This window comes from Saccharopolyspora sp. ASAGF58, from assembly GCF_012277335.1.
Lineage (GTDB): Bacteria > Actinomycetota > Actinomycetes > Mycobacteriales > Pseudonocardiaceae > Saccharopolyspora > Saccharopolyspora hattusasensis.
This window is the reverse complement of record NZ_CP040605.1, coordinates 4,489,849-4,512,480: the sequence shown is the minus strand read 5'-3', so window position 1 is coordinate 4,512,480 and position 22,632 is coordinate 4,489,849. Positions and strand designations below refer to the sequence as shown.

The 22,632-nt window shown below is 70.8% G+C and carries 26 protein-coding genes; 18 read left to right on the top strand and 8 right to left on the bottom strand.

The annotated features are described in order from the left end of the window. The 4 genes from FDZ84_RS21640 to FDZ84_RS21625 form a co-directional block, all read right to left on the bottom strand. On the bottom strand, nt 1–645 hold the full coding sequence (locus tag FDZ84_RS21640; RefSeq protein ID WP_168587392.1) for a trimeric intracellular cation channel family protein: 645 nt from the start codon (nt 643–645) through the stop codon (nt 1–3). Nucleotides 646–793: 148 nt separating this feature from the next. After that, a complete protein-coding gene (locus FDZ84_RS21635; RefSeq protein ID WP_168587391.1) occupies nt 794–1,810 on the bottom strand; it encodes a substrate-binding domain-containing protein in 1,017 nt (338 codons plus the stop codon). Nucleotides 1,811–1,953: 143 nt separating this feature from the next. Further along, complete coding sequence (locus tag FDZ84_RS21630) at nt 1,954–2,964, bottom strand: ABC transporter permease (RefSeq protein ID WP_168587390.1); 1,011 nt, start codon at nt 2,962–2,964, stop codon at nt 1,954–1,956. Continuing rightward, entirely contained in the window at nt 2,957–4,480 is a 1,524-nt protein-coding gene (locus FDZ84_RS21625) for a sugar ABC transporter ATP-binding protein (RefSeq protein ID WP_168587389.1), read from the bottom strand. Before FDZ84_RS21625 ends, FDZ84_RS21630 begins: the two co-directional genes overlap by 8 nt. A gap of 226 nt (nt 4,481–4,706) precedes the next feature. Between FDZ84_RS21625 and FDZ84_RS21620 the strand changes: the two genes are divergently transcribed. Further along, complete coding sequence (locus tag FDZ84_RS21620) at nt 4,707–6,353, top strand: serine/threonine-protein kinase (RefSeq protein WP_168587388.1); 1,647 nt, start codon at nt 4,707–4,709, stop codon at nt 6,351–6,353. 136 nt (nt 6,354–6,489) lie between these two features. On the opposite strand, the gene FDZ84_RS21615 is transcribed toward FDZ84_RS21620, so the two are convergent. Further along, the gene (locus FDZ84_RS21615; protein ID WP_168587387.1) at nt 6,490–7,545 is read right to left on the bottom strand and encodes a lactonase family protein; all 1,056 of its coding nucleotides are present in this window, start codon (nt 7,543–7,545) and stop codon (nt 6,490–6,492) included. A 173-nt stretch (nt 7,546–7,718) separates the two neighbouring features. Between FDZ84_RS21615 and rocD the strand changes: the two genes are divergently transcribed. Beyond that, complete coding sequence (gene rocD, locus FDZ84_RS21610; RefSeq protein WP_371812649.1) at nt 7,719–8,957, top strand: ornithine--oxo-acid transaminase; 1,239 nt, start codon at nt 7,719–7,721, stop codon at nt 8,955–8,957. 96 nt (nt 8,958–9,053) lie between these two features. Here the strand turns inward: rocD and zapE are convergent, their stop codons facing one another. Continuing rightward, nucleotides 9,054–10,079: a cell division protein ZapE gene (gene zapE, locus FDZ84_RS21605; RefSeq protein ID WP_168587385.1), complete on the bottom strand. Its 1,026-nt coding sequence runs from the start codon at nt 10,077–10,079 to the stop codon at nt 9,054–9,056. Nucleotides 10,080–10,176: 97 nt separating this feature from the next. Here zapE and FDZ84_RS21600 point away from each other — a divergent pair, with 97 nt between their 5' ends. The 13 genes from FDZ84_RS21600 to FDZ84_RS39085 all read left to right on the top strand — a co-directional run bounded on the left by FDZ84_RS21600 (nt 10,177) and on the right by FDZ84_RS39085 (nt 17,406). Beyond that, nucleotides 10,177–10,926: a pyrimidine reductase family protein gene (locus tag FDZ84_RS21600; RefSeq protein WP_168590251.1), complete on the top strand. Its 750-nt coding sequence runs from the start codon at nt 10,177–10,179 to the stop codon at nt 10,924–10,926. Next, on the top strand, nt 10,923–11,480 hold the full coding sequence (locus FDZ84_RS21595) for an RNA polymerase sigma factor (protein WP_168587384.1): 558 nt from the start codon (nt 10,923–10,925) through the stop codon (nt 11,478–11,480). Before FDZ84_RS21600 ends, FDZ84_RS21595 begins: the two co-directional genes overlap by 4 nt. Then, a complete protein-coding gene (locus FDZ84_RS21590; protein WP_168587383.1) occupies nt 11,473–12,039 on the top strand; it encodes a hypothetical protein in 567 nt (188 codons plus the stop codon). The genes FDZ84_RS21595 and FDZ84_RS21590 overlap by 8 nt, the downstream gene beginning before the upstream one ends. A gap of 120 nt (nt 12,040–12,159) precedes the next feature. Beyond that, on the top strand, nt 12,160–12,675 hold the full coding sequence (locus FDZ84_RS21585) for an Asp23/Gls24 family envelope stress response protein (protein ID WP_168587382.1): 516 nt from the start codon (nt 12,160–12,162) through the stop codon (nt 12,673–12,675). 88 nt (nt 12,676–12,763) lie between these two features. Next, nucleotides 12,764–13,066, top strand: coding sequence for a hypothetical protein (locus FDZ84_RS21580; RefSeq protein WP_168587381.1), 303 nt, complete (start codon nt 12,764–12,766; stop codon nt 13,064–13,066). Continuing rightward, nucleotides 13,063–13,317 carry a hypothetical protein gene (locus FDZ84_RS21575; protein ID WP_246868329.1) on the top strand — a complete coding sequence of 85 codons (255 nt, stop codon included), beginning with the start codon at nt 13,063–13,065 and terminating at the stop codon, nt 13,315–13,317. The genes FDZ84_RS21580 and FDZ84_RS21575 overlap by 4 nt, the downstream gene beginning before the upstream one ends. A 37-nt stretch (nt 13,318–13,354) precedes the next feature. Next, nucleotides 13,355–13,540 carry a hypothetical protein gene (locus FDZ84_RS21570; RefSeq protein ID WP_168587380.1) on the top strand — a complete coding sequence of 62 codons (186 nt, stop codon included), beginning with the start codon at nt 13,355–13,357 and terminating at the stop codon, nt 13,538–13,540. Then, the gene (locus tag FDZ84_RS21565) at nt 13,537–13,932 is read left to right on the top strand and encodes an Asp23/Gls24 family envelope stress response protein (protein ID WP_168587379.1); all 396 of its coding nucleotides are present in this window, start codon (nt 13,537–13,539) and stop codon (nt 13,930–13,932) included. The genes FDZ84_RS21570 and FDZ84_RS21565 overlap by 4 nt, the downstream gene beginning before the upstream one ends. Before the next feature lie 3 nt (nt 13,933–13,935). After that, the gene (locus tag FDZ84_RS21560; RefSeq protein WP_168587378.1) at nt 13,936–14,472 is read left to right on the top strand and encodes a DUF6286 domain-containing protein; all 537 of its coding nucleotides are present in this window, start codon (nt 13,936–13,938) and stop codon (nt 14,470–14,472) included. Then, on the top strand, nt 14,469–15,080 hold the full coding sequence (gene amaP, locus FDZ84_RS21555; protein WP_210435036.1) for an alkaline shock response membrane anchor protein AmaP: 612 nt from the start codon (nt 14,469–14,471) through the stop codon (nt 15,078–15,080). Before FDZ84_RS21560 ends, amaP begins: the two co-directional genes overlap by 4 nt. Nucleotides 15,081–15,384: 304 nt before the next feature. Then, nucleotides 15,385–16,497, top strand: a complete 1,113-nt coding sequence (locus FDZ84_RS21550) for an ATP-dependent DNA ligase (protein WP_168587377.1) — start codon at nt 15,385–15,387, stop codon at nt 16,495–16,497. A gap of 10 nt (nt 16,498–16,507) precedes the next feature. Then, nucleotides 16,508–16,867, top strand: a complete 360-nt coding sequence (locus FDZ84_RS39090) for a 2-dehydropantoate 2-reductase N-terminal domain-containing protein (protein WP_246868328.1) — start codon at nt 16,508–16,510, stop codon at nt 16,865–16,867. Between the two features lie 5 nt (nt 16,868–16,872). Next, nucleotides 16,873–17,406: a ketopantoate reductase C-terminal domain-containing protein gene (locus FDZ84_RS39085; protein WP_246869206.1), complete on the top strand. Its 534-nt coding sequence runs from the start codon at nt 16,873–16,875 to the stop codon at nt 17,404–17,406. Nucleotides 17,407–17,601: 195 nt separating this feature from the next. Here the strand turns inward: FDZ84_RS39085 and FDZ84_RS21540 are convergent, their stop codons facing one another. Then, the gene (locus FDZ84_RS21540) at nt 17,602–18,537 is read right to left on the bottom strand and encodes a DMT family transporter (protein ID WP_168587376.1); all 936 of its coding nucleotides are present in this window, start codon (nt 18,535–18,537) and stop codon (nt 17,602–17,604) included. Nucleotides 18,538–18,714: 177 nt separating this feature from the next. Between FDZ84_RS21540 and FDZ84_RS21535 the strand changes: the two genes are divergently transcribed. Beyond that, on the top strand, nt 18,715–20,271 hold the full coding sequence (locus FDZ84_RS21535) for an alpha/beta hydrolase (protein ID WP_168587375.1): 1,557 nt from the start codon (nt 18,715–18,717) through the stop codon (nt 20,269–20,271). Nucleotides 20,272–20,614: 343 nt separating this feature from the next. Further along, nucleotides 20,615–21,157 (top strand): AAA family ATPase, encoded by a 543-nt coding sequence (locus tag FDZ84_RS21530; RefSeq protein WP_168587374.1) that lies wholly within the window; start codon nt 20,615–20,617, stop codon nt 21,155–21,157. 3 nt (nt 21,158–21,160) lie between these two features. Here FDZ84_RS21530 and FDZ84_RS21525 read toward each other — a convergent pair whose 3' ends face one another. Then, entirely contained in the window at nt 21,161–21,940 is a 780-nt protein-coding gene (locus FDZ84_RS21525) for a DUF4389 domain-containing protein (RefSeq protein WP_246868327.1), read from the bottom strand. A 387-nt stretch (nt 21,941–22,327) separates the two neighbouring features. On the opposite strand from FDZ84_RS21525, the gene FDZ84_RS21520 reads away from it, so the two are divergent. Further along, nucleotides 22,328–22,627, top strand: coding sequence for a hypothetical protein (locus tag FDZ84_RS21520; RefSeq protein ID WP_168587373.1), 300 nt, complete (start codon nt 22,328–22,330; stop codon nt 22,625–22,627). Nucleotides 22,628–22,632: the final 5 nt, after the last annotated feature.

Below are 22,632 nucleotides of genomic sequence, written 5' to 3'. Positions count from 1 at the left end.
TCACGGCAGCGTCGTCCCCCGGGCCAGCGGCGCCCGCCAGCCGTAGCGCAAGGCGAGCAGCCGGACGATGACCGCGAGCAGCGCAGCGAGCGTGCTGGTGATCGGCGTCAACACGTTCGCCACTGCCAGGATCGGGACCAGCGCGCTGCCGAGCAGTGCGGGCACCGCGTAGATCTCGCTCTTCGGGTGCAGCAGCGCCGGGATCTCTCCCGCGAGCACGTCCCGGGCAGCGCCGCCGCCGATCGCGGTCGCCGCGCCGAGCGCGATCGCCGCCAGCGGGTGCATGCCGTAGTTCAGCGCCTTGATGCTGCCCGCCACGCAGAACACACCAAGGCCGACGGCGTCGAAGAACATCACGAACCGCCGGATCCGGGCGAGCCTGGGGTGCCAGAAGAACACCGCCACCGAGGCCACCAGCGGCGTGGTGAAGTAGGCGATGTTGGTGAAAGCCACCGGCGGCACGGCGCCGATCACCAGGTCCCGGAACAGCCCGCCGCCGAGCGCGGTCACCTCGGCCAGCACCGCGATGCCGACGGCGTCGAAGCGCTTTCGCACGGCGAGCAGCGCGCCGGAAAGCGCGAAGGCGAAGATCCCGACCAGATCCAGAATCTCCTGCACGAGCGGATTGACGATCGCGGTAACCACCGCGACATTCTCGCCACCACCCCGACCGCGGGAGGGGTGGTGGGCGCCTTCACTCCTACCCGATCGTGCGATGGGTGAGGGGCACCCTCGAGCGGCACAGTCGGTGGCACAGTTGCCCGAGGGTGCCCCTCACCTCGTGAAAAATCGCTCAGGCGGGTGGGTTCTCGCAGGTGGGGTTCAGCAGCTTCTGGACTTCGGAGCTGTCGACGTTCCCCTTGGTGATCAGCATCGAGCCGGTGTCCGGGTTGGGCATCGGGTCCGCGGAACCGCGGATCTTGCCGATCGCCGCGTTGACCGACGCGAAGCCCATCTTGAACGGGTTCTGCGCGATCAACCCGGTGATCACGCCGTCCCGCAACCCCTGGATCTCGCCCTCCGAGGTGTCCCAGCCGATGACCTTCACCTGCCCGACCTTCCCCGCCTGCCGCACGGCCTCCGCCGCGCCGAGCACGCTGGGCTCGTTGGCCGCGTAGATGCCGTTGAGGTCCGGGTTGGCGGTCAGGATGTCCTGGGTGACCTGCAACGCCCGGTTGTAGTCGCTTTCGCTGGACTGCTGCGCGACCAGCTGCAGCCCGGGGTGCTTGGCCATGCCCTTCTTGAAGCCCTCGGCACGCGTCTCGTTGGTGCTCGTGCCGGGCTGGAACTCGATGAACGCCACCTTGCCCTTGCCGCCGAGCTGCTCGGCGAGCACGTCGGTGGCCTGCTCGGCGGCGGCGACGTTGTTCGTCGCGAACACCGGCACGTCCGGCGGCTGCGGGGTGGTGCCGGAGTCCATGTTGACCACCGTCGTGCCCTGGCCCTGCGCGGACTTGGTTATGTCGGCCAGCGCCTTGGCGTCCGTCGCCGCGTACACCAGGCCCTTGACGCCCCCCTGCGACAGCATGTCCTGCAGCAGGCTCTGCTGCCCGCTGACGTCGCTCTCGGCGTGCACCCCGTCCCAATGGACCGTCACGTCCTGGTGCTTGGAACCCGCGCACTCGGCGCCGACCCGCACCTTCTCCCAGAAGTCGAAACCGATCGCCTTCGGCACCACGGCGAGCTTGATCGGCCCGCCCTGCTGGCCACCGCCGCCGGTCTGCTCGCGCACCCCGACGCTGCACGCGGCGGTGCCCAGCACAGCGGCCACCGAAAGCAGCACGGACGTCGCGGTCAGTACCTTCTTCATCGCCGAGCTCCCTTGCTCATCGCGGCTTACCGAGTTGGTGTCCGGGTCTTGTCTTGAAGCGGCGAAGGCCGCTCAGCCCACCCCCACAACTCGCACCGCCGCTACCCGCACCGCTACGCAAAACGAGTTGTGCAACAAATTCCTCATCCGGCATCGCCACCGAGCTTGCGTCGTTGGTACCGGTCCCACCAGACCGCCAGCCAGATGATCACGCCGATCAACACGTTCTGGTAGAAGGTGCTGATGTTGAGCTGGACCGCCCCGTTGCGGATGACCGCGACCAGGAACGCGCCGATCAACGAGCCCCACACGGTGCCGCGGCCGCCGAACAGGCTCGCCCCGCCGATGACGACCGCCGCGATCACGTCGAGCTCCAGGCCTTCGCCGAAGTTCGGCTGCCCGGAGTAGATCCGGGACGCCGCGATCATGCCGCCGAGCCCGGCCAGCGCGCCGGAGAGCACGTAGACCGCGGTGGTGTAGCGCCGCACCGGCACACCGGACAGCCGCGCCGCCTCCATGTTGGACCCCATCACGTACGCGTAGCGGCCGAGCCTGGTCCGGGTGAGCACCACGTGCCCGGCCACCGCGACGAGCGCGATGAGCAGCACCGGGATCGGGATCGCGCCGATGACGCCTTGCCCGAGCAAGCGAAACGACTCCGGCGCGCCGAACACCGCGACCGCACCGGTGGCGATCAGCACTAGGCCTCGGGCGACGCTGAGCATCCCAAGGGTGGCGATGAACGGCGGCAGCCCGACGACCGACACCAGCAGCCCGTTCACCAGCCCGGCCACCGCGCCGACGACGACGCCGCCGATGATGCCCACCATCGGGTTGAACCCGTAGTCGGCCATCAGCGCCACCCCGAGCACCCCGGACAGCGCCGCCACCGAACCCACCGACAGGTCGATGCCGCCGGTGATGATCACCAGCGTCACGCCGACCGCCATCACCGCGTTCACCGAGGTCTGCGAGCCCAGGTTGAACAGGTTGTCCGCGGTGAGGAACGACGGCGCGACGATCGACAGCACGATGAACACGACGATCAGCGCGCCGGCCGCGGCGACCTGCGAGACCGCGCCAGAGAGCCGGTCCCCCAGCCCGCCCAGCAGGCCGTGGTCCTCAGTGGACGGTGCCTTGGTCTGCTCAGTCATGGTTGCCCCCGTTTTCGACGTTGCGGGCCCCGGTTGCCAGCGCGACGACGCGTTCCTCGGAGAACTCCGCGCGGGGGACCTCTCCGGTGATCCGCCCACCGCGCATGACCAGGATCCGATCGCACATGTTCAGCAGCTCCGGCAGGTAGCTGGAGATGAACACGACCGCTTTGCCCCGCGCGGCGAGGGAATCCATCTGCTGGAACATCTCCGACTTGGCCCCGACATCCATGCCGCGGCCGGGCTCATCGAAGAACAGCACCTCCGCGCCGGTTTCCAGCCACCTCGCCAGGATCACCTTCTGCTGGTTGCCGCCGGAGAGCGTCCGCACCGGGCGCCCCACCCACGGCACCCGGATCCGGAGGCCGTCGCGCTCCCGCTCGGCGATCTTGCGTTCCGCGGCGAGGTCGATCAATCCGGCCCGCATCGGCAGCTTCGCCAGCGTGATGTTCTTGTCCACCCCCAGTGGTAGGGCAAGACCATCGGTCTTCCGGCTCTCGGTGAGGTATCCGATGCCCGCGGCGATCGCGTCGGACGGGCCGCGGATGCGCAACCGCTTGCCGTCCAAGGCGATCGTGCCCGCGTCCGGCAGCTCCGCGCCGAACACCGCGCGCGCCAGTTCGGTGCGCCCGGCCCCGACCAGCCCGGCCAGCCCGACGATTTCGCCCGCACGGACCTCGAACGACACGTCGCGGACGGCGTCGGCGCGGGTGAGCCCCCGGACCTCCAGCCGCACCGGACCGGGCTCGTTGTGGGTGCGCGGGTAGAGGTTCTCCACGTCGCGGCCGACCATCAGCTGCACCAGCCGGTCTTCGTCCAGTTCGGTGACCGGCCGGGTGGCGACGATTGCGCCGTCGCGCATCACGGTCACCCGGTCGCCGATCTCGAAGATCTCGTCCAGCCGGTGCGAGATGTAGAGCACCGCGATGCCCCTCGCGGTCAGCTCGCGGACGATGCCGAACAGCTCTTCGGCCTCCCGCTCGGTGAGGCTGGCCGTGGGCTCGTCGAGGATGAGCACTTTCGCCTGCACCGCGAGGGCTTTCGCCAGCTCGACGCGCTGCTGCTCCGCAGTGGACAGCAGCGCTACCCGCCGTCCCGGATCGATGTTCAGGCCGACGTGGCCGAGCAGTTCCCGCGCGGCGCGGCGCTCCTCGGCCCGCGAGATCCACCCGCCGCGGCCGGGTTCGTGGCCGATGAACAGGTTCTCGGCCACCGACAGGTCCGGCGCCAGCGCGAACTCCTGGTGGACCATGGAGACCCCGAGCCGCCGGGCCGCGCCCGGCCCCTGGTAGGCGACCGGGACGCCGTCGAGTTCGATGCGTCCGCTGCTGGGCTGTTCGACCTGCGCGATCAGCTTCATCAGCGTCGACTTGCCCGCCCCGTTCTCCCCGGCGAACACGTGCACCTCGCCGGGCGGGATGGCGAGCGTGACCTCGGAGACCGCGACCACTCCGGGGAACCGCTTGCCGACGCCGTGCAGCGCCACGGCTGGACGACCCTGCTCGGTGGACGTCACGGAGCGCCTCCCCTCGGATCCGCGTGATCGTTCCTTCGGGTTCGCAGTGCGCCGGATCATACCGACAACGCCCATCCGGAGAAAGAGTTGGAACGAAGCCAAGTATTCGATTACCAGCACCACCCGGCCGGGGCGGGTCCGGCGGGTCGGCACACGTAGGCGCGGCGGTTCCGTAAGCTCGTTGGGGACGAGAACCGAGATCTTCGAGGCAGGAGGCTGAGGTCCTGTGCAGCCGTTGCTGGCCAGCGACCCGAACCGGGTCGGCGACTACCGGCTGCTCGCCCGGTTGGGCCGCGGCGCGATGGGCGGCGTTTACCTGGGCCGCTCGCGCGGCGGCCGAGTGGTGGCGGTGAAGATCATCCGGGCGGACCTCGCCGAGGACGCGGAGTTCCGGGAGCGGTTCCGCCGCGAGGTGCTGGCCGCCCACTCGGTCGGCGGATTCTGGACCGCCGCGGTGGTCAACGCCGACCCCGACGCCGAACAGCCCTGGCTGGCCACCGAATACGTGCCCGGCCCCACGCTGCACCAAGCCGTCGCGGACCACGGCCCGCTGCCCGAAGCCACCGTCCGCAGCCTCGCCGCCGGGCTCGCCGAAGCGCTCTGCGCCATCCACCGCGCACACCTGGTGCACCGCGACCTCAAACCGGCCAACGTCCTGCTCGGCCCGGACGGACCGCGCGTCATCGACTTCGGCATCTCGCGGGCGATGACCGGCAATGCCCTAACCGCGACCGGCATGTTCCTGGGCACGCCCGGCTTCTTCTCCCCCGAGCAGACCCTCGGCACCGAAGTCGGCCCACCCAGCGACGTGTTTTCACTCGGTGCGGTACTCGTCTTCGCCGCCACCGGAACCGGCCCGTTCGGCCAAGAGAGCACAGCGGCCCTGCTCTACCGGGTCGTGCACACCGACGCGGACCTGTCCCGGGTGCCGGAGGGCCTGCGACCGCTGCTGGCGGCCTGCTTCGCGAAGGACCCGGCCGCCCGGCCGACCCCGAGCGACCTGCTCGACCAGATCGGCGAAGCCAGCCCGCAGGGCAATGCCTGGCTACCGCCCGCGATCAGCGATGTCATCACCCAGCACGCGACCCAGTTGCAGCAGACGGCGAACGCGCCGCTGCCTGACACCGCCCCGCCGCAACCGACACCCAAGCCCGGGACTCGGTCCTACACGCACGCGCACGACGCGACGCCGGTTTCACCCGCGCCGGTCCCCTCCGCGCCGGTCATCCCCGCCTCCGTCGCGCCCGCGCCGGTTTCGCCCGCCCCCGCCGCTCCCGCGCCGATGCGGGACAGGATCGTCCCGGCACGTCCGAGGGAGACCACGCGGACGCCGCAGCGGGTGCGCAAGGACAACCCCGGTCCGGTGTTCGCCACCGGCGGTCGGTTCCGCGCCGCAATGTCGGCGGTGATCTGCGGGGTGATCATCCTCGGCGCCGGCAGGCTGTTCCAGACCTACGGCTTCAGCGGGCTTTCGCACGACCGCGTCGCGATCTTCCGGTTGGGCATGCTGCTGCTGGGCATCAGCATGCTCTGGTCGATCGGGAAGGTGCTGCTGCCGAGCCTGCACCTGAAGATCAACAGCGACGGGCTGCTGATCTCCCGGATGGGCCTGACCCGGGAGATCCCGTGGAGCCAGGTCGATCGGGTCGACGTGGTCGGCGATGGCAAGCGGACGGCGGTCGCCGTGTGGCTGGCCGACGGCACGAAGCCCAACTCCCTGTGGTGGCATCGCGCCCGCGCGTACCACGGCGGGGCCCGGATCTTCCCGATCGGAGCCACGGGCGGCTGGCTGACCCGCCGCCAGGAAACCCGCCGGGCCCGAACGGCTCTGACCCAGTACGCCTTCGGCCGCTACGGCGTCCGCCGACCGTAACCGCGCGGTCCTTCCCAAGCGCCCTACCGGCACCTGTCACCGGGGTTGGCCATTTCGCGCGAAATCGCCAACCCGGGCGCCGATTCCTCGGAATCCTGGTGGTGCCTGCGGTTGCCGAATCCTGCATCCTGTCGGGTCAAACCACCGGGAGGATGCAGACCGGGGTCGGGGTCGGGACCGGTTCGCGCAGCGGGGTCAGGTCGCCGTTGTCCGCGATGTCGAACGCCTGCACGTCGTTGCTGCGCTGGCCCGCGACGAACAGCACCCGGCCGTCCGGCGAAAGCGCGATGTGGCGGGGTTCGGCCACCACCGCCGGGCGGATGTCGACCAGCCGGAACTCCCCGTCGCTGGAGTCTGCGCGGAATACCGCGATGCTGTCGTGCCCCCGGTTCGACCCGAACACGAACCGGCCGTCGGGCGTCACCACGATCTCGGCCGCCAGGTTCGGCCGCCCGTAGTCCGGCGGCAGCGTCGACAGCGACCGGCCTGGCTCCAGCACCCCGGTGTCCGCGTCGTAGCCGAACTCGGTGATCGAGGACGCCAGCTCGTTGATCACGTACGCCCGCTCGCCGTCCGGGTGGAACGCCAGGTGCCGCGGACCGGCACCCGCCCGCAGCGGAACCTCGTGCTTGAGCGCCAGGTGTCCACTGTCCACATCGAAGTCGTAGGCGTAGACGGAGTCGGTACCCAGGTCCACCGCGAGCACGTGGCGGCCGGACGGGTCGGGCAATACCTGGTGCGTGTGCGGGCCCTCCTGGCGCTGCGGGTTCGGCCCGCTCCCGCTGTGCTGCACCACGTGGCACGGCTCGCGCAGTACGCCGCCGTCGGCGATCGGATGCACCACCAGGTTCCCGGACTGGTAGTTCGCGGTCAGCAGGTACTTGCCGGACGGGTGCACGCTCAGGTGGCACGGCGCGGCACCCAGCGACGGCTGCGAGTTGAGTTCGGTGAGCGTGCCGTCGTCGTGCACCTTGAAGGCGATGACCCGGCCTTGCCGCAGCTCGCTCACCGCGAACAGCGTCGCCCCATCGGGTGCCATAGCGAGGAACGAGGGGTCGGAGGCCTCGGCGACGCTCTCGGTGCACCGCAAAGCGCCATCGGCGTCGGCGATCGCCAACCGGATCCCGCCGGCCGCCGATTCCGCGCTCGTGTACGCGCCCAGGTAGATCCGGTACTCACCGTTGTCCGGCATCAGCGCCTCGCCTTCCCAGTCCGGGGAACACTCACCGGGTCCATGATGTCAAGGGGCAGCCGCCCTTCCTCGCCGAGACAATGAACTACCGAAACAGAGCGAAATGACGCAACGTATCCACGCTTCAAGCAATGTCTCGCGGCTGAAATCTGCGCCATCATCGACATAACCTTATGGTCATGACTGTCATTCCGTCGCACCTCGAAGCCTCGTCGCAGGCCGCCCGGTTCCGGGAGCTCGACGAGCAGTACAGCGCGCACAACTACCACCCGCTGCCAGTCGTGATCGCCGAGGCATCCGGCGCCTGGATGACCGATGTGGACGGACGGCACTACCTGGACTTCCTGGCCGGGTACTCGGCGCTGAACTTCGGGCACCGCCACCCGGACCTGGTCGCCGCCGCGACCGAGCAGCTCGGCCGCGTCACGCTCACCAGCCGAGCCTTCCACCACGACCAGCTCGGACTGTTCTGCCGCGAACTCGCCGAACTCACCGGCACCGACCGGGTGCTGCCGATGAATTCCGGCGCGGAGGCCGTCGAATCCGCCATCAAGATCGCCCGGAAGTGGGCCTACCGGGTCAAGGGCGTGCCGGAGAACCAGGCCGAGATCATCGTGGCGGGCTCCAACTTCCACGGTCGCACAACCACCATCGTGTCGTTCTCCACCGACTCGGTCGCGCACGACGAATTCGGCCCGTACACACCGGGATTCGTCGTCACCGAATACGGCGACGCCGCCGCGGTCGAGGCCGCGATCACCGAACGCACCGCCGCCGTCCTGGTCGAACCCATCCAGGGCGAAGCTGGCGTGATCGTGCCGCCCGCCGACTACCTGCCCCGGCTGCGCAGGCTCTGCGACGACAACGACGTGCTGCTCATCGCCGACGAGATCCAATCCGGACTCGCCCGCACCGGCGAGCTGCTGGCCAGCGAGCACGACGGCATCCGCGCCGACCTCTACACCCTCGGCAAGGCGCTCGGCGGCGGCATCATGCCGGTGTCCGCAGTGGTCGGTCGCGACGACGTGATCGGCGTGCTGCAACCCGGCCAGCACGGCTCCACCTTCGGCGGCAACCCGCTGGCCTGCGCGGTCGGCCGAGCCGTGGTGCGCCTGCTGAGCACCGGCGAGTTCCAGGAGCGTTCGCGCGACCTGGGAGCGCACCTGCACGCGCGCCTCGGCGAACTCGTCGGCCGCGGAGCGGTCGAAGTGCGAGGCCGCGGCCTGTGGGCCGGTTTGGAGCTCGCCGCAGGCGGGCCGACGGGCCGCCAAGCCAGCGAGGCGCTAGCCGAGCGCGGTGTGCTGTGCAAGGAAACGCAGGACACGACGCTGCGCATCGCCCCACCGCTGGTGATCAACCGGGACGAGCTCGACACGGGCCTCGACGCGATCGAAGCGGTCCTCACCCACTGACCCGCCCCGTCACCCGGAGGGAGCGCAATTTCGTGAGAAATTGGCGTTCACCCGGGTGACGGTCAATTTCTCGCGAAATTGCGCTTCCGCGCCGGGTCAGGACTTGGCGAGGTCGCGGGAGAGCGCCGTCAGGCGGCTGATCGCGCGGAGGTACTTCTTCCGGTAGCCGCCGTGCAGCATCTCGTCGGTGAACAGCGCCGTCAGCGCTTCGCCGGAGACCCGCACCGGGATGGCCCGGTCGTAGAGCCGGTCGGCGAGCGCCACCAGTCGCAGCGCCACGTCCTGGTCCGGCGCCGCGTGCACGCCGCTGAAGTGCACCGCGGTGATCCCGTCGACCAGGCGGCCGTACTTCGAGGCGTGCAGCCCGGCCAGGTAGTCGCAGAGCTCGTCGAAGTCGTCGAGCGTCGAACCGTCGGTGGCCTCCGCGAGCCGGGTGAGCTCGTCCTCGCTCATCGGCGGCGGCGCGTCCGGCAACCCGCGGTGCCGGTAGTCCGGGCCGTCGACCCGCACCACGCCGAACCGCGCGGACATCGCGTGGATCTCGCGGAGGAAGTCCGCCGCGGCGAACCGGCCCTCGCCCAGCTTGTCGGGCAGCGTGTTGGAGGTGGCGGCGACGTGCACGCCCGCGTCGGTGAGCTTCGCGATCAGCTGGGTGACCAGCATCGTGTCGCCCGGGTCGTCCAGTTCGAACTCGTCGATGGCCAGCAGCCGGTGCGCCGAGAGCCGCTCGACGGTCTCGGCGAAGCCGAGCACCCCCACCAGGCTGGTGACCTCGACGAACGTGCCGTAGGACTTCTGCCCCTCGGTGGCGTGCCACAGCGACGCGAGGAGGTGCGTCTTGCCGACGCCGAACCCGCCGTCCAGGTAGAGCCCCCGCCGGACGTCGTCGTTCTTCTTCCGGCCGAACACCCCGCGCAGCCAGGACCCGCCACCGGCGGCGACGTTGATCCGGTCGGCGAAGGCCGAGCAGTCCCGCACCGCCTGCTCCTGGCTCGGCTCGTCCGGGTTCGGGATGTAGGTGTCGAAGCGCACCGCGTCGAACATGGGCGGCGGCGTCATCGCCTGGACCAGCTCGTCCGGGGTCATCACGGGACGGCGGTCGACCAGACGGGAAGAACTCATGCGCCGACCCTATAACCGAACAGCGGGCCTACCGGCCGTGCGGTCGCGTGCTCCTGCTCACCTGCCGGATGGGCGCGCGTGATGGGATTGACCCGTGGTGGACAAGCTCTGGCCGGTCGACGGCGCGCAGCAGGTGGACGAGCAACTGGAGGACTTCTACGCCTACCCGGAGCGCCCGGAGCGGCCCTGGGTGCGGGTGAACTTCGTCTCCAGCCTCGACGGCGCGGTGACCGTCCGGGGTAGCTCGCGCGGGCTGTCCGCGCCGATCGACCAGCGGGTCCTCGGGCTGATCCGGGACCTCTCCGACGTGGTGCTGGTCGGCGTCGGCACGGCGATGGTCGAGGGTTATCGCGGGGTCAAGCGCACCGAGGTGCGCGCCGAACGGCGGCAGCGGCTGGGGTTGACCGAGGTGCCGCCGATCGCGCTGGTCACCGGGCGCGCCTCGCTGGCGCCCGACTCGCCGCTGCTCACCGACACCGTGGTGCCGCCGATCGTGCTCACCTGCGACGCCGCTCCGCAGGCGCGCCGCGCCGCGCTCGCCGACGCGGGCGCCGACGTCGTCGTCGCCGGCGACGAGCGGGTAGACCCGCGGGCGGCGCTGGACGCGCTGGACGCGCGGGGGCTGCGCCGCATCGGGTGCGAAGGCGGCCCGACGCTGTTCGGCAACCTCATCGACGAGGATCTCGTCGACGAGCTGTGCCTGACCATGTCCCCCCTGCTGGCCAGCGGCAACGCGGGCCGCATCTCGGCAGGTGGCGGTGTCCCCGCACCCCGGCAGATGCAGCTGCGGTCCGCGCTGCACGCGGAATCGCTGCTCCTGCTCCGTTACGCGAGAATGCGGCCGTGACAGTTGGGACCGGTTCGGATGAAGCCCTCGTGGCTGCCGCCCAACGCGGCAACGCGACGGCGTTCGACGCACTGGTCCGCCGCCACACCACCAAGATGTACCGGGTCGCGTACCGGATACTCGGGGATTCCGCCGAGGCCGAGGACGCCGTCCAGGAGGCGTGGGTGTCGGTGTGGCGGTCGCTGGACCGGTTCCGCGGCGAGTCCGCGCCGACCACCTGGCTGTACCGGGTGGTCACCAACGCGGCTCTCGCCAGCCTGCGCCGCCGCAGGCCCACGGTCCCGCTGGAGCCGACCGACGATCTGATCTCCGACGGCGCCGCCCTCGGTCCCGAGGGCCACGCGCTCCGCACCGAGGAGGTGGTCCGCGTGCACCGCGCTATCGCGACGCTCGAATCTTCGCAGCGCATCCCACTGGTGCTACGCGAACTGGAGGGCATGCGCTACGAGGAGATCGCCGAGATGCTCGACGTGTCGGTGACCGCCCTCCGGTCCCGGCTGCACCGGGCACGAGTGACGCTGCTCGCGAGGCTGAAGGAGATGCGCGATGGCTGATCGCTCCTTCGATCCGGACCGGGCCCTGCCCTGCGGCCGGACCGACGGCATGCTGCTGGACTTCCTCGCCGACAGCGCGCCGCCGGAGCTCTCCGAGCACATCCCGACCTGCCGGTTCTGCGAGGCCGAACTCGCCGAGCTGGACTCCGACTGGGCGCAGGTGCGGCGCACCGCGAGCCTGCCGATCGAGCCGCCGCACGGGCTGGTGGAGCGCGCCTTGACGGCGGTGCGCGGGGTGCGCGGCGGCGGTGGCGCGGCGCCGGTGGAGCTCGACCAGGAGGGCGGCAAGCTGCGGATCGCCCAGCAGGCGGTGGTGCTGCTGACGCGGCGGTTGTGCCTGGAACTCCTCGCCGAGCGCCCCGGGGTGCACCTGCGCGGCTGCATCGGTGACGTCGACGAGGTGCGGGTGGATCTGACGATCCGCTATCCGCTGCCCGCCCCGGAACTGGCCGAGGCGATCCACCAGAAGCTGACCGCCGAGCTGCAGGAGGCGCTCAGCGCGGGCGCCCCGGCCGTGTGGGTTCGGGTCGTCGACGTCGAGCAGCCTGGAGCCGGATGAGCACAATGGGTGATGTGGCGCACAACCGCGAAAGGCCACGCCGGGGGCGCGCATCAGACCTTGTAGCAGACCCCGCCGAGCCGTCCGGCATCGGCGGAACCGTGAAGGAGCTGGATTTCCATGGCCCAGGACAGCGGAACCCCGCAGAACGCACAGGCCACCAACGAACGGAGCACCGATACCCGGCGCATCCCGGAGACCCGGGCCGGCGACGCGCCCGCCCGCCTGGCCGACGAGACCTCCCAGGGCAAGACCACCATCGCCGCGTCCGTGGTGCAGAAGATCGCCGGCATCGCGGCTCGCGAGATCTCCGGCGTCTACGCGATGGGCGGCGGGGTCTCCCGGGCCTTCGGCGCCATCCGGGACCGGATCCCGGGCGGTAGCGGGACTTCCTCCACCTCCGGGGTGCAGGTGGAGGTCGGCGAGAAGCAGGCCGCGGTGGACCTGGACATCATCGTGGAGTACGGCGCGTCCATCGTGGACCTCGCGCGTGCGGTGCGGCGCAACGTGATCACCGCGGTGGAGCGGATGACCGGGCTGGAGGTCATCGAGGTCAACATCGCGGTCAACGACATCCACCTGCCCGACGAGGACGGCGAGGAGGCCGGCCAGCAGACCACCTCCCGCGTCGAATGACCGCCGCCGGGTAGATGATGTCCGGCGCGGCGGTCCGCGACCTCGGACGCCGCCAGACCACCCGCTTCCCGTGGAGGACGACTTCGACATGCCGGAGCAGGTTTCCGCCGGCGAACTGGCCGAGCGGGTGCTCGCCCACCCCTCGGTGGTGCGGCTGCACGGCGGGCAGTTCGGCGAGATCGCGTCGTACCTGCCCGGCAGCAAGGTCGTCGGGGTCCGGTTGCCCGATGGGGGTGCCGCGGAGATCGGCGTGGTGCTGCGCCTGGACCGGCCGCTGCCAGAGATTCTCGACGAGATCCGCGGCGCGCTGGTCGAACTGCTCGACGAGGTCCCGGTGGACATCACCGTCGCCGACGTGATCACCACCGACGAGCCGGCGGGAAGCGCATGATGGGGGCCGTGCAGCACGATCCGGCCACCTCGCGGGCGGCGATCCGCGCGTTCGTCCGGGCCAACCACCCGGACGTCGGGGGTGACCCGGAAGCCTTCGTCGCCGGGCTGGCCGAGCTCCGGGACCGCCGGCCGTGCGACCGCTACAACGCGCCGGTGGTCGTGGTGCACCGGCCGCGCGGGATCCAGGGGCTGGTGCGCCGGATGCGCGCCCGGTGGGAGCGCCGGAGGCGGCCCCCGCGAGTCCGGTGAGTTTCAAAGTCAGTTCCTCAGCAGGAGGGTTCCACCCATGAATGCGACGCAGACCGGCTTGTTCGCCGGACTCATTCTCGGCATCGCCGGCGCGCTCGGCGGCTTCACCGGGTTCCTGATCGCGCTGGTGGTCGGCGCCATCGGCCTGGTGATCGGCCGGGTCCTTGACGGGGAGCTGGAGATCGGCGACCTCCTGGGCCGGGGCCGGGGTCGGGACCGATGACGGCCGCCTCCGAGCAGACCGCGGCCGAGGGCACCGGTCGGGGAGGAGACCCAGCTGACCGAGGCCGGCTGCACATCGGCCGCACCGTGGTGCGCAAGATCGCCGAGCACGCCGCCGACCAGGATCCGGGGAGTGCCCGGGCGCGTCGTCGGCTCGCGGGGGTCGGGCTGGGCCAGCACGGCGCCACGGCGCAGGTGTCCGGCCCGGACGACGCCCTGCGGATCCGGCTGGAGGTCGCGCTGCGCTATCCCGCGCCGGTGCGCGGGACCGTGGCGTCGATGCGGGAGCGGGTGGATTCGGAGTTGCAGCGCATCACCGGTTTCCGGGTCCGCACCGTCGATGTGACCGTGTCCGCCCTCGTTCCCGCGGACGCACCGCCGCGGGTGGAGTGAGCCATGCGCCTGTTGGTACGCCTGATCACCACGCTGTTCGGCCTGGCCGTCGCGGCCGCCGGGGCGCTGCTCGCGATCGAGGCGGTGTGGTTCCTGCTGCGGCCCGGCAACGGCGGCTTCGTCGTCCCTTGGCAGCAAGCCCACCTCGGGCTGAGCTCGCTGTCCTGGCACGACGCGCCGGTGCTCGCCACCGCGGCGGTGGTCGCAGTGGTGGGCCTGCTGCTGGTGCTCGTCGCGATCAACGCGGGAAACAAGGACCTCCGGCTGCACGATCCCGCGCCGGAGGTCACCGTGACCACCGACCGGCGCTCGCTGGCCCGGCTGGTCGGGCACCAGGTGCGCGACCAGGACGGGGTCGCGGGTGCGTCGGTCACCGCCGGGGCGAAGCGGGTCCAGGTGAGGGCGACCGCGCAGTTTCGGGAATCCGGCGACCTGCGGGGCCGGCTGACCGAGACAGCCGAACACACCGTGCGAGACCTGCCGCTGCGCACCACCCCGAAGGTGCTGGTGTCGGTGGCCGCGCCGAAGGAGCGGCGATGACCGAGACCAAGCGGGAGGTCAAGCCGAGCACGACACCGGTCGCTCGCGGGCTGGCCTTCGAGCGCGGCGTGACGGCCGCCGTCGGCTTGCTCGCGCTGGTCGTCGGCGTCCTCGCGCTCCTGGTGGGAACCGGTTGGCTGGGCGCCTTCCGGGCGCAGCGGCCGCTGGCCGACCCGATCCTGGTGCAGTGGCTGCGGGACCACTGGCAGCTGGCGACGGCCGTCGCGATCGTGCTCGGCGTGGTGCTGTTCGTGCTCGGCCTGTGGTGGGTGGTACGAGCCCTGCGGCCGGAGGCCCGACCGGACCTGCGGCTGGAGCGCGGCAACGGCGACCTGACCGTGACGAGCGCGGCGCTCACCGAAGCCGTGCGCGCCGACGCCGAGCGGGTCACGGGCGTCAAGCGGGCACGGGTGCGGATGGCAGGCAGCGAGCAGCACCCGGCACTGCGGCTGACGCTGTCGCTGCAGGAAGGCACCAACGTGCGCCACGTTTGGGAAGACCTCGACGAGAAGGTGCTTTCGCGCGCCCGGGAGTCGCTGGGCGTGGATACCCTGCCGACGACGATCCGCCTGCAGCTGGATCGCGCACCCCGCCAACGCGTCCGCTGACCGCCCCGGCGGCGCAGACCTGCCGCGGCATCCCGTCGCTGCGCCGCGCGCCCCGCATCCAGTACGCCATCCGCATGGGCGACCGCGTGCTCAATCACGCCTCCCGAAGCGCGCACCTCCGACCCGGCAACTTGAGCGCCATCCTCCAGGACGATCAAGCGGACCCTGGACGGGCGCACACTGGTTTGGAGTTCTCGTCGAGTGCGCCGCGCCTTCGGCTTCCGCGGCGGGCATACTGCGCAATCGGCAAAGCTGGAACGTCGCGGCAGCCCGCTGCCGCGAAAAAGGCTCTGAGGAGGACTCGGTGCTTCCACTGCAACCACCGGTCAAGCCGATGCTGGCGAGCCCGGTAGACGGCATCTCCCGGCAGGGCGGCCTGCTGTTCGAACCGAAGTGGGACGGCTTCCGGTGCCTGGTGTTCGCCGACCCGCAGGCCGAGCAGCCGGTGCTGCTGCAGTCCCGCACCGGCCGCCCGCTGAACCGGTACTTCCCCGAAGTCCTGCAGACCGTGACCGAACACTTCGACCGGCCGGCGGTGCTGGACGGCGAGCTCGTGGTGATCCGGCGCGACGACGCCGGCGACCGGCTGGACTGGGACGCGCTGGGCGAACGCATCCACCCGGCCGCCAGCCGGGTTCGGATGCTGGCCGAGAAGACACCGGCCACCTTCATCGCCTTCGACCTGCTCGCGCTCGACGACCGGGACCTCACGTCGGCGCCGCAGACCGAACGCCGGGAACTACTCGCCGGCCTCGGCCTGGACCACGGCGGGCTGCGCACCACGCCCGTCACCGACGACCCGGAGACCGCGGCGGAGTGGTTCCGGGTGTTCGAGGGCGCCGGGTTGGACGGCGTGATCGCCAAGCCCACCGGCGGCCGGTACGTGCCGGGCAAGCGGACTATGTTCAAGATCAAGCACTCGCGAACCGCGGACTGCGTCGTCGCGGGGCTGCGCTGGCACGCCAAGACCGAACCTGGCACAGCCGTGGGGTCCCTGCAGCTCGGTCTGCACGACGATCGGGGCGTGCTGCATCACGTCGGCGTCGTCGGCGCCTTCCCGGCCGCGCAGCGGCGCGCGCTGGCCACCGAACTCGCCGAGCTGATCACCGAAGGCGAGCACCCGTGGCTCGGGCCCGGCGCCGAGGACGGACGGCGGCTGCCCGGTTCGATCAACCGCTGGAGCAGCAGCGAGCAGCCGTGGGTGCCGCTGCGCCCGGAGCGCGTCGTCGAGGTCTCCTACGACCACACCGAAGGCGCCTACCCGGGCCGGTTCCGGCACACCACGCAGTTCGTGCGGTGGCGCCCCGACCGCGACCCCGAATCCTGCGGCTACGACCAGCTCGAGGAGCCGACGCGTTACGACCTCGAAGCAGTGCTGTACGGCGACGTGGACCGGGGCGCCCGCGTCGACGGGTAATCTCTGGCCCGTGGCAGGACAACGCATCGCGATGATCGGCTCCGGCGGCATCGGTGGGGTTCTCGCGGAAGCAGCGCATTCCGCCGGGCACCAGGTGACGATGTGCGTCCGGACCCCGTTCGAAGAGCTGACGCTGAAAACCCCGAACCGCACCGAGGAGATCCCGGTTTCGGTGGTGACCGAGCCGGGCGCGCTCGGCGAGTTCGACTGGGTCCTGCTGACGACCAAGGTCCAGGACGCGCCGAGCGCGTCGGGCTGGTTGCAGCAGCTGGACGACGGACGCACTCCCGTCGTGGTGGTGCAGAACGGCGTCGAGCACCGCGAATCGGTTGCCGGGATGGGCTGCGGGCTCCGGTACTGCCCGCGTTGATCTACGTGGCGGCCGAGCGGGTGCGGCCCGGACACGTGGTGCGCCGCTCCCCCGCCACCATGCAGGTCGAGGCCGGCGAGATCGGCGAGCGCTTCGTCGAGCTGCTCTCCGGCGGCGACCTGACGGCCCGGACCACGAGCGACTTCCGCACCGCGTCGTGGCGGAAGATGCTGACGAACCTGGCACCGAACCCCATCACCGCGCTGACCCTGCGCCGCCTGGACGTGCTCCGCGAGCCCGATGTCCTGGAGCTCAGCAAAGGCGTGCTCGCGGAGGCCGTCGAGGTCGCCCGCGCCGAGGGCGCACGGTTGACCCACGACGACGCCGAGCAAGTACTCGCCGACTACATCGAGAAGTTCCCGCCGACCAACGGAACGTCGATGCTCTACGACCGGTTGGCGGGCCTGCCCACCGAGCACGAGCACATCACGGGCGCACTGGTCCGAGCGGCACAGCAGCACGACATCCCGGTCCCACTCAACAAGACCCTGCTGACCCTGATGCGCGCCCTGCGCCCAATGCAGTTCCCAGCCGTCTGATCCGAGGAGCGATCGCACCACCCCAAGGCGACGCCGACGTGGTCACCTCGGCTCGTTTCCCCCGGTGGGTGGCGATTTCGCGCGAAATCGCCGCTCCCCACGCGTACCAAGTGGCGATTTCGCGCGAAATCGGCGACTGCCGATCTCTCGCGCCACAACCAGTGGAAACCGTGGCTGGTGAAGCCGGTCCCCGGGTCAGTTGGCGCCGGTGTCCTTCGGGCCCGAGTCCTTCGTCGTGCCGACCGATCCCACCGAAGCGGCGACGACGCAGCCGACGGCGACCCACTGCCAGGCACCAAGCGCCTCGCCCAGCACGAGGAGCCCGGCCAGCGCCGCCACTGCGGGCTCCAGGCTCATCAGCACGCCGAACACCCTCGGGGGCATCCGGCGCAGCGCCTCCAGCTCCAGCGAATACGGCACGACCGACGACATCAGCGCCACCACCAGCCCGGCGATGAGCACCGCCGGGTGCAGCAGCGCGGTCCCGGCATCGGCGATGCCGAACGGCGCCGCCACCAGTGCGGCGAAGGCCATGCCCAGGGCCAGCCCGGACCCGCCGCTGGTCCGGCTGCCGAGCTTGGCGCCGACCATGATGTAACCCGCCCACAGCGCACCGGCCATCAGCGCGAACGCGACCCCGACCCAGTCGAGACCACCCTCCACATGAGCCAGCAGCACCACGCCGCTCCCGGCCAGCACCGCCCAGACGATGTCCAGCTTGCGCCGGGAGCCGATCACCGCCACCGCCAGCGGGCCAAGGAACTCGATGGTGACCGCCGCACCGAGCGGGATCCGCTCGAACGCTTGGTAGATGCAGACGTTCATGCCCGCGAGCACCGCGCCGTAACCGGCGACCACGGCCAACGTCCGGCGGTCCATCCGCAGCGACGGCCGCCAGACGGCCAGCAGGATGATCGCGGCGAAAAGCAGCCGCAGCGCGACCACCCCGGACGCCCCGGCCATGGTGAACAGCTGCTTGGCGAACGCGGCACCGACCTGCAGGCTGATCACGCCCACCAGCACCAGCAGCGGTGGCGGGATTGCCCCGAGTGCGCGCGCGGAGACGTTTTCCACGCTGAACAGCGGTCGTCTGTTGGACGACGCCCCCGAGCCGACCTGCGCGACGTGCACGATGCCCCTCTGCCTCCGACGATTCGCGGCCGCTGCTGCGGCTGTCTCCCGCTGCACGTTATCTCGCGGCCCGCCGTGGTTGTCACTTGATTGTCAGGGCCCTCACCGGGGCCTCACCTGGATCGTGCGATGCTGACCCGGTCCAGCGACCACCGCGCCTGCCGACGAGGAGCACCCGTGCCGCGCACCACTCACCGGGTCGGGGTCGCGCTGCTGCCGTTGCTGCTGGTGATCGCCGCGTGCTCGGCCGGACCATCGGAGCGGCCCGCGGTCGCCTACCACGACGGCGAGCAACAGGTCGTCCCCGCGCCGCAGCCGCCGAAACCGGCACCGGTCCCGCCGCTTGGCTCGCCCAGCGACGACTCGCTGAACTGGGAGAACTGCACCGAGCAGACCCGCGGTGAGCTCGGCGGCCTGCCGACGGGCATGACGTTCTCCTGCGCGCGGCTGCTCAGCACGCTGGACGCGCCGGAATCCCCGGAACGCGGCACCGCCCGCATCGCGCTGATCCGAGCCGGGTCCGGCCACGTCCCGCTGGTGGTGCTGGGCGACGTCGGCGGCGAGCCGGGCACGACCTACGCGGCGCGGCTGGCCACCCAACTGCCGCCGGAGCTGCGCAATACCTTCGACATCATCGGGATGGACCGGCGCGGCACCGGCGAGTCCGACCCGGCCGACTGTGTCCCGCCCGCGCAGCGCGACGCGATCGTCGGTTTCGACCCGCGCGCCACCGACCGCACCGCGCTGGACCGGCTGCTCGAATCGGTGCTGCAAGCCAGCCAGGAGTGCCTGCTCGACCTCGACGAGCGGCTGCAGGCCTACGACACCTGGCGGGCAGCCTCCGACCTGGAAGAGCTCCGCCTCGAACTGGGCGTGCCCCGGCTGCACGCGATCGGGCGCGGCGAGGCGGCGCGGCTGCTGACGACGTTCGCCGAGCGCTTCCCGGGGTCGGTCGGTCGCCTGGTGCTCGACGGGGCACCGGACCCGACCCGAGACTCCATCGGCCAAGTGGAATCCCAGGCGCAGAGCGCGGAGCAGACCTTCGACACGTTCGCCGCCGACTGCGTCAGCCGCGGCTGCCCGCTGGGCCCCGATCCGCGGAAGGCGGTCAGCGAGCTCGTCGAGCGGACCCGCGCGACGCCGCTCCCGGCACCGGGTTCCCCGGTCAACGGCGGCCGGGTGGTGCAGGCGATACTGCTGGGCCTTTCCGACCGGGCCGCCTGGCCCGCCCTGGCCGAGGCGCTGACCGCCGCCGACCACGGCGAAGGCGCCAAGCTCGCCGCGATCAGCGCGCCGCTGGTCGCCCCGCAGGGCGTGAACCCGCCATGGCTCGACGGCGACCTGATCACCAGTTGCAACGACACAACGTTGCGCGTGCCGCCGCAACGCAGCAGCGAACTCGCGCTGGACTGGGTGAACCGGTTCCCGCTGTTCGGCGGTGCCGCCGCGCAGCGCATGGTCTGGTGCGGGTCATGGCCCGTCCCGCAGCAGCCGCTGCCCTCGCCGCGCCGTCCTGACCTGCCGCCGATCCCGGTGATCAGCACCGCGAACGACCCGCTGCTGCTGGGCGTGGGCAGCGATCACATGGCCGAGCAGATGCCGACCGGGGTGCTGCTGCGCTGGCAGGGCGCCGGGCACGGCGCCGTCGGCAGGTCGCCGTGCGTGACGGAGGCCGTCAGCCGATTCCTGGTCGAGGGCACCGTGCCGACCGATGGCATGGTCTGCCCGGGGTGATCCCGCCAGCACCCCGGGCAGACCCCTGCTCAGCCGCAGCTGGAGCAGCAGCCACAGGAAGGACCGCTGCAGCTGCCGCAACAGCTGCAACCACCCTGGGCTTGTGGAGCACGCTCGGCTTCGGTGCGGACCATCATCGCCTCCCGCGTTTCTGCGAATACCAACGGTTGCGATGGTGCTCGCCGGCGGAGCGACCGGGACACCGCTGGCTGAGCGAACCGTTGTCGGCCAACGAGCTGAACAGGTCACATGAAGGCATTGCAATCTGTAACCGGATGCGGAATGCGCATGACAGCAGCGCCGAACGGGTGACAAGATCAACGCTTTGGCGCGAGGAGGCGGCATGCCCGACGAGCACGACCAGGCCGTTCTGCTGATCACCGGTATCCAGGCGGCTGGGAAGTCGACCATCGCCCAAGGCGTCGCGGAGCGGCTGCCGCGCTCGGTGCACGTGCGCGGCGATTTCTTCCGGCGCATGGTGATCGGCGGCCGCGAGGAGATGTCCGCGACGCCCTCCGACGAAGCCCTGCGCCAGTTGCGGCTGCGCCACCGGCTCACCGCGCAGACGGCCGATGCGTACTTCGCCGAGGGGTTCACAGTCGTCGCGCAGGACGTGATCCTGGGCGAGCACCTGGCGGAGCTCGTTCAGCAGATCCGGAGCCGCCCGCTGTTCGTGGTCGTCCTCGCCCCGTCGCCCGAAGCGATCGCGAAGCGCGAAGCAGGTCGCGGCAAGACGGCCTACGGCAGCTGGGCGATCGCGGAGCTGAACGAGGTGCTGCACGGGCAGACGCCGCGCATCGGCCTGTGGCTGGACACCTCCGAGCAGACCCCGGAGGAGACCGTCGAGGAGATCCTCCGCCGAGCTTGGTCCGAAGCCGCGGTGTGACCGTCAGCGGCCGTACGCGTATTCGTACTGGTATTGGAAGTCCGGCTGGTTCACCGACTGCACGGCGCCGTTGGTGACCAGGCTGATAACGCCGAGCACGATGAACACGACCAGCAGGACCCGGCCGCCCTTGGACATCACCAGCGGACGGGTGCCGGGCGACTGGCGCGGCGGGTTGTCCTCCGCCCGAGCGTCGCCGAACAGCTTCTTCGGGTAGGCGCCGGTCAGCAGGTAGAAGTAGGCGTTCGTGCGGAAGCCGTAGCGCAGCACCGCCGCGGAGGCGTCGAAGACCGGCCGGGGGGTGCGGCCCGACACCAGCACGATCAACCAGATGAAAAACGCCAGCACGCCCCACCCCTGGGCGACGACCGCGCTCACGATCGCGGCGGGGATCACCAGGATGATCCGGAAGAACACCGCCAACCGGTTGAGCTCGCCCGGGCGGACGTCGACCTGCACCGGGTAATCCGGCTGGGAGACGACGAACGGCGGGTACTCGTCGACGAGCAGCATGTACGACGACGCCACCCGTGCCTGGTAGCCGATGAACATGGCCAGGAAGTCCGAGATCCAGTCCGGCAGCCGCCCCAGGACCAGCGCGGCGAACCAGCCGATGATGACCACCACGGTGGCCGCGATGGACATCAGCCAGAGCACGATGAAGTGCGGGATCAGCAAGATCAGTCGCAATAGGACGGTCCAGCGCCGCTGCCGCTCCGGGGGCGTCACCTCCAGCTCCGGCCGGAACGGACCGTCGGTCTCCGCCGGCTGCACGCTCATCATCGCCTCCCGGGTCCTCAGTGGAGCGTCGCGACTGTAACCACGGCTGCCGGGCCCCTACCGGGATTCGGACGGCGGCTCGCAGCCGCAATCACTCGATCCAGTGGTCACACGAGCGGAGGGCTCACAACCCGGGATCTCGGCGCGTTTTCAACGGAGAGCAGCAATTCCCGCGATCAGGAGGAACCATGTGCGGCCACGAGCTCGGTCACCTGTCAAAATTCGATGTCGATCAACGCATTCATCACCCTGTCGAGGTTGTCACCTCGTCAGCGGTCACGCACGTCAGCACCGCGCCACCCATTGGGCCGCCAGAGCTCGGCCGGTCCTCGCGCACTGGCGACAGGTCACAGGCGACAGGTCAGAGGCGGCAGGCGCTACCGTGGGGCCGTGGAACGTGGCGACCGGGATGAGGAGATCGAGCGCCTCGAGGAGGATCTGCACGGGCTCGACCCAGACGATCCCGAGGTGCAGGCCTTCGCCGCGCACCGCGACCGGATGCAGCGGCCGAACTCCGAGGCCACTGTAGAGGGCATGCTGCGCGGCGTGGACGACTTCGCGCAGAGCGTGAACCGGGCGGACGGCCATCGCCGCTTGGTGGCCGTCGTGGTGGTCGTGCTGATCCTGTTCGGAGTGCTGTTCACGGTCTGGAACGCGGTCTTGTTCGTGTTCAGCACCTTCCTCGGCTGATCTGT